At 62.6% G+C, this 5,471-nt stretch carries 7 protein-coding genes; 3 read left to right on the top strand and 4 right to left on the bottom strand.

Annotation, left to right across the window (positions count from 1 at the left end; genetic code table 11):
* Window positions 1-191: 191 nt before the first annotated feature.
* Complete coding sequence (locus QZY06_RS15270; protein ID WP_295685926.1) at window positions 192-854, bottom strand: peroxiredoxin-like family protein; 663 nt, start codon at window positions 852-854, stop codon at window positions 192-194.
* A 109-nt stretch (window positions 855-963) separates the two neighbouring features.
* On the opposite strand from QZY06_RS15270, the gene QZY06_RS15265 reads away from it, so the two are divergent.
* Window positions 964-1,848 (top strand): LysR family transcriptional regulator, encoded by an 885-nt coding sequence (locus QZY06_RS15265; RefSeq protein WP_295685925.1) that lies wholly within the window; start codon window positions 964-966, stop codon window positions 1,846-1,848.
* A 93-nt stretch (window positions 1,849-1,941) separates the two neighbouring features.
* Here QZY06_RS15265 and QZY06_RS15260 read toward each other — a convergent pair whose 3' ends face one another.
* From QZY06_RS15260 to QZY06_RS15250, 3 genes are read right to left on the bottom strand one after another with little or no spacing between them, the layout of a single operon-like run.
* The gene (locus tag QZY06_RS15260; RefSeq protein ID WP_295685924.1) at window positions 1,942-2,592 is read right to left on the bottom strand and encodes a glutathione S-transferase family protein; all 651 of its coding nucleotides are present in this window, start codon (window positions 2,590-2,592) and stop codon (window positions 1,942-1,944) included.
* Window positions 2,593-2,643: 51 nt separating this feature from the next.
* Complete coding sequence (locus QZY06_RS15255; RefSeq protein ID WP_295685923.1) at window positions 2,644-3,438, bottom strand: glutathione S-transferase family protein; 795 nt, start codon at window positions 3,436-3,438, stop codon at window positions 2,644-2,646.
* Window positions 3,439-3,474: 36 nt separating this feature from the next.
* Window positions 3,475-4,038: a flavodoxin family protein gene (locus QZY06_RS15250; protein ID WP_295685922.1), complete on the bottom strand. Its 564-nt coding sequence runs from the start codon at window positions 4,036-4,038 to the stop codon at window positions 3,475-3,477.
* A gap of 130 nt (window positions 4,039-4,168) precedes the next feature.
* On the opposite strand from QZY06_RS15250, the gene QZY06_RS15245 reads away from it, so the two are divergent.
* Together QZY06_RS15245 and QZY06_RS15240 are read left to right on the top strand one after the other, a co-directional pair.
* Entirely contained in the window at window positions 4,169-4,768 is a 600-nt protein-coding gene (locus tag QZY06_RS15245) for a TetR/AcrR family transcriptional regulator (protein ID WP_295685921.1), read from the top strand.
* 23 nt (window positions 4,769-4,791) lie between these two features.
* Window positions 4,792-5,471 (top strand): SDR family NAD(P)-dependent oxidoreductase (locus QZY06_RS15240; protein WP_295685920.1); only part of this gene is annotated, 680 nt, incomplete at its 3' end.

Here is a 5,471-nt window from a genome sequence, read left to right as displayed (position 1 = left end):
TGAAGAACGTGTGTAGATGCAGATTGCAGATCGGGCACCCTGCGAAACGTCGGAACTGGAGATGGGTGAACTTCGACGGGGACGCGGGAACGGTCAAAGAACTTCCTTGAATGGTCTGCACCGTGAAGCTCGGAATGATCTGGCCGACTTGTACTTTCATGGCTGCGCTTCTCGTATGAACGGCTTTCAGATCAGGCGGCAACCGCGCGGGCCAGTTGCTTCAAGGTCGGAAGCAGCTCGCTCGGGTCCGGACGACGGGTGTAATCCGGGTTCACTTCGGCGTAGGCGATCACGCCGTCCTGGGCGATCACGTAACGGCCAGGCATCGGCAGCGTCCAACTCGGCTCGCCGTTGGTCTCGGCCAAGTCGATCTTGAACATCTTGTAGATCTCCCGCAGATACTCGGGCAGCACGAAGCGGATGCCGAAGGTCGCGGCAGTCTCACCGCCCCGGTCGCTCAGGATCGGGAAGCTCAGTTTGTTGTCGCGCTGGGCTTTGCGGCTGAATATGGCGGTTTGCGGCGAAATCGCGACCAGTTCGGCACCCTGCTCGCGGATCTCCTTGGCGGCGGCTTCGATCGCCTGCAGGTCCAAGTTGCAGTACGGGCACCACGCGCCGCGGTAGAACGTGACAACCAGCGGGCCCTTGCGCAGCAGGTCCGCCGAGGAAACGGACTTGCCGTCGGAATCTAGGAGGGTGAAGGCCGGGGCTTGATCGCCGGCCTTGAGGGCACGTTCAGCCTGGCCGCTGGCAATCAACTCCTGGGTGGCCTTGTGCATCACCGCGAAAGTCTCGGGCGCCGCCTTGGTTTCGAAATTCGCTTTCAAGGCGTCCAGCTTGGCTTGCAATGACATGGTTGGTCTCCGGTTGTTCAGGGCGCCGCTTGGCCTTGGCGTGCATAATTAGTTATTCGAATTCGAAGGGGTAGGGCCATTTCTCAAGTAATATATATTTGAGATACAAATGAGCGATCGACTCTTCTCACTCCGACTTTTCTCGCGCGTGGCGCGGCTCAGGAGCTTTTCCGTGGCCGGTCGCGAGTTGGGGCTATCGCAGCCGTCCTCGTCCAGGATCATCTCCGGGCTGGAAAAAGAGGTGGGCGTAACGCTGCTGACCCGCACCACTCGCGGAGTGACGCTGACCGAGGCTGGCAGGGACTATCTCGAACGAATCGAACCGATCCTGGTTGCCCTGGAGGAGGCGGATCATGCCGCCCGCGGCACCGGCGAGTTGCGCGGCATCCTGCGTATTGCGGTGTCAACGCCGATTGCCGTTCGAGAGTTGGCGCCGCGTCTGCCTGCGTTCATGGACCGACACCCTGCATTGCGGGTCTCCCTGCAAATGAGCGACCAGCGTCAGGATCTGGTGAACGAAAGCATCGACGTCGGCTTGCGATTCGGAGCGCTGACCGATTCAAACGCCGTCGCACAGCCTCTGGGCCAATCGCGCAGGCTGCTCGTAGCGTCGCCGGCATACCTTGCGAAGGCTGGAACTCCCGAGTCTCCCGGAGAACTGGCCAGCCATTCGCTCATCGTGGGTCCTTCGGGCGTTACTCCAGCCGGATGGTCCTTCCAACGGAATGGACGGACGACGTCCATCCGCGCGGAAGGGCGACTGACTGCCACCGTCAACGAAGGTGCGACCGCCGCAGCCGTCGCCGGGCTCGGCATCATGTCGACGCTCGAATGGGGCTGCCGCGCCGAGTTGGCAAGCGGTGCCCTGACAGAGGTCATGGTTGACTGGAAGATGGAAACAATTGCGATCCATGCGGTCTTTCCAGCCGGTCGCGCCGCGAAACCTTCCGCACGCGCGTTCGTCGAATACTTCCGGACCGCACTGGGCGCGTAGGAAACCGGACGTTGTGGCGCTCGGAATGACACTGGAAGTGTCGGGAGCCAGCTGACTGATGCCGACTCCCGACCTTCTTGAGCCTTCGCCAGCTCAGCCTTTCATGCCGATGTCCTGCCAGCCGGCGGACAGCGAGGCCGATGCGCTGGGTCTGGCATTCATGCGCGCCAGCCAAGCGCTGATGTTGGTCAGCGCGGGGTCGATCACCAGGCCGGTCGACAAGCAGAAATCGAGACAGCAGTACAACGCCAGATCGGCGACCGTGAGCCGCTCTCCGCAGACATAGGTCTGCCCCTCGAGCATCGAATCGAGCAGCACCACGCCGTCGAGGCCTTTGGCGCGCAGCCCGTCGGCAGCTTCCGGAACGCAGCGGAAGCGGTGCTCGAACAAGGCCAGTCCTGGGCCGAAGCGGAAGGCGTTGTAGAGGTATTCGGTGGCCTGTAGTTCGACGCGGCGCAGGTTCATGCGGGTCTCCGCCCGCTCCCAGGCGTTGCTGCCGATCAGGGCCGGTGCAGGATGCAGTTCTTCGAGGAACTCGCAGATCGCGCCGGTCTCCGACAGCACATGGCCGTCGTCCAGTTCGAGGCAGGGAATGCCGCCGGCCGGATTCTTCTTGCGGTAGGCCTCCTGACGATTCTCGGCGCCGAACAGGTCGACACTTTCAAACGGGATCGACAGGCCTTTCTCGGCAATGAACATGCGCACCATGCGCGGATTCGGGCCGAATGACTGTAGTAGTTTCATGATGCTGTTCTCCTCGTTCGCAACGGATGGACCCGCTTCAGTGCGGCTTGCTCAGTGCTTGCCCAGTGCCTGCAAATAAGGCTCGATGTCCGGTGCAATCGCATCCATCGCGCGCAGGCGTTCGAAGTGAGCGAAGGCCTTGGGGAACTCCGCTCGGCTTGCTGCAGACAGCATCGGCCGCAGCGCCAGCCCTTGCAGCAGATCGGCGTGCGGCAGTTCGTTGTGGAACAGGGTCATTTCGGCGACGAAGCAGATATCGGCAAGCGTCAGGCGTTCGCCGACCAGAAATCCTGCTGGTCCTTGCAGCGCCCGCTCGATGCCGCCCATGTAGGTCGCGAACGCCTGCTCGGCACTGCGATGTGCCTCAGCGGCAATCGATCCTGACCACAGCGCCAGCACATAGATCTGCGTATCGCGGGCGAACAGCAGGCTGGCGTCGAGGAAGCTATCGATGCGCGAAGCGCTGTACGGATCGTCGCCGTACAGCTTGGCGTCGTCATGACCCAGGCGAGCCACGGCCCGCATGATGCTGTTCGATTCGAAGATGCCGACCTTGCCATCCGGGCTGAACGCGGCCGGCACGGTGCCGAAGGGATGCGCTTCCAGGAAGGCTTCGGTCTTGTACAGCGTGCTGGTGAAGCCTTTCTTCGCGGTGCGCAGAAGATGCTCCAGCGATGCACGCTCGGCATCCGACATGACATGGGCATCGAAATCCCAGAGCCAGTGCTTCAGCTCGGGCACCGAAGCTCCCCGAACATCGAGGGTGACGCCGCACAGGCGTGCCGTGATCGTCGCCTTCGCGATTCTGGGATTCGGCAGGTAGGAAAAGATGCGCAGTGCGCTCATCGGAAGCTCTCGACGTTCATGGTTCGGCGAGCCGGTTCAGGCGCCGGCGAAACGTTTCGCTGCGCCGGCAACGCGCAGGCCGAGCTTCTGCGCAGTCAGCAGATCGCTTTCCGGCGGTGCCAGTTCCGCCGGCTGATCGAAGTTGGCCTGTGCCATCGCGCCCATCCAGCTGCCGAGCCGGTTGATGTCGTTGACCGAACCGGTGCTGACGTTATTGCCGGGCATCAGACCCGTGCTGATCCAGAACATGCCGTGCTGCGCGGCGAAGATCGCCAGCGAGACCAGCGTGTTGAGCTTGTCGCCGCTCTGGCTCGACGAGGTGGTGAAACCGGCGGCGACCTTGTCCGCCCATTCCTGCTTCATCCAGCGCGAGGAGCTGTCTTCCATGAATTTCTTGAATACGGCTGACGGCCCGCCCATGTAGGTCGGGCAGCCGAAGATCATGCCGGCGCTGCTGCCCAGTTCATCCCAGGAAATATCCTTGGCAACATCGACGAGTAGCGCCTTGGCGAAGCCCGATTGCTCGACGCCTTCGGCGACGGCTTGTGCCTGACGCGCGGTGTGGCCGTAGCCGCTGTGGAACACGACTGCAATGTGCATGGCGAATCTCCTCGAAGGATGTCCTTTGATTTGGACGATGCCGACTCTGATTTATACCGATCGGTACAGCTAAACTATACCGCGTGGTACAGTTGGTCAACACAGGGAAAAATCTGTCGGAATCTGCCCCATGGCTAGAAAGATCGAACGCGAAGAAGCGCTGGACCGAGCACTCACCCTGTTCTGGGATCGCGGCTATCGCGGCACCTCGATGGACATGCTGACCAGCACGCTCGGTGTCGAAAAGCCCAGCGTCTACGCGAGCTTCGGCAGCAAGCAGAAGCTCTATCTGGAAGCGCTGCTCCAGTATCGGCAGCTGGTGCTCGACATCGTGCAGGGCATGCTGGATGAAGCACCGGATGCTCGTGCCGGGCTCGACAGCGCCATCCGCAAGATGATGGCGCGCGGTGGGCGTACAGAGCGCAAGGGCTGCTTCGCGACCAACTCGGCACTAGAACTGGGCGATGAAGATCCCGAGGCGCAGGCCATCGTCCGCGACACCTTCGCGGCGCTGACCACAGTGTTCCGCAAGACCATCCAGCGCGGCCAGGCAGAAGGTACGGTGCGCAGCGATTGGAGCGCCGACGTGCTGGCGCAGTACCTGGTCAACGGCATCGAAGGCGCGCGAATCATGGAGCGCACCAAGGCCAGCAATCGCGCGATGGATCAGGTCGCGGCATTGACCCTGAGCATGCTCGATCTGCCCACTCAGCAAGCAGCGCGCGGCTGACCGCGCGCGTCACGGAGAAGCGCATGAGCAAACCAGTCGCCCTGATCACCGGCGTGGGCCCCGGCACCGGCGCGGCACTGAGCCGCCGCTTCTCGAAAGGCGGTTATCGCGTCGCCATGCTGGCTCGCGATGAAGCACGGCTGAAGCTGCTGGAAAGCGAGATCGAGGACAGCAAGGCCTTCGTCTGTGATGTCACCGACGTCGAGCAGATCGACGCGACGCTGGCCGCAGTCAGGCAGAGCTTCGGCAATCCTTCGGTGTTCATCCACAACGCCGTCGGCGGCACCTTCGGCAACTTCCTGGATATCGATCCGGCCGAGCTGGAACGCAACTTCCAGATCAACACCATGGCGCTGCTGCATCTCGCGCGGCGGCTGGCGCCGCCGATGATCGCGGCCGGGCAGGGCGTGATCCTGGCCACCGGCAACACCTCCGCGTTCCGTGGCAAGGCGAACTTCGCCGGCTTCGCGCCGAGCAAGGCAGCGCAACGCGTGCTCGCCGAAGCCATCGCTCGAGAAGTGGGACCGAAGGGCGTGCACGTGGCCTATCTGACCATCGATGCGGTCATCGACCTGGCATGGACGCGCAAGGCCTTTCCCGGCCGCCCGGACGACTTCTTCATCAAGCCCGCAGCGATCGCTGACGAGGCCTGGCATCTGGCGCATCAGGACCGTTCGGCCTGGACCTTCAATGCCGAGATCAG

This window comes from uncultured Nevskia sp., from assembly GCF_903885465.1.
Classification (GTDB): domain Bacteria; phylum Pseudomonadota; class Gammaproteobacteria; order Nevskiales; family Nevskiaceae; genus Nevskia.
This window is presented reverse-complemented; position numbering and strand designations above follow the sequence as displayed.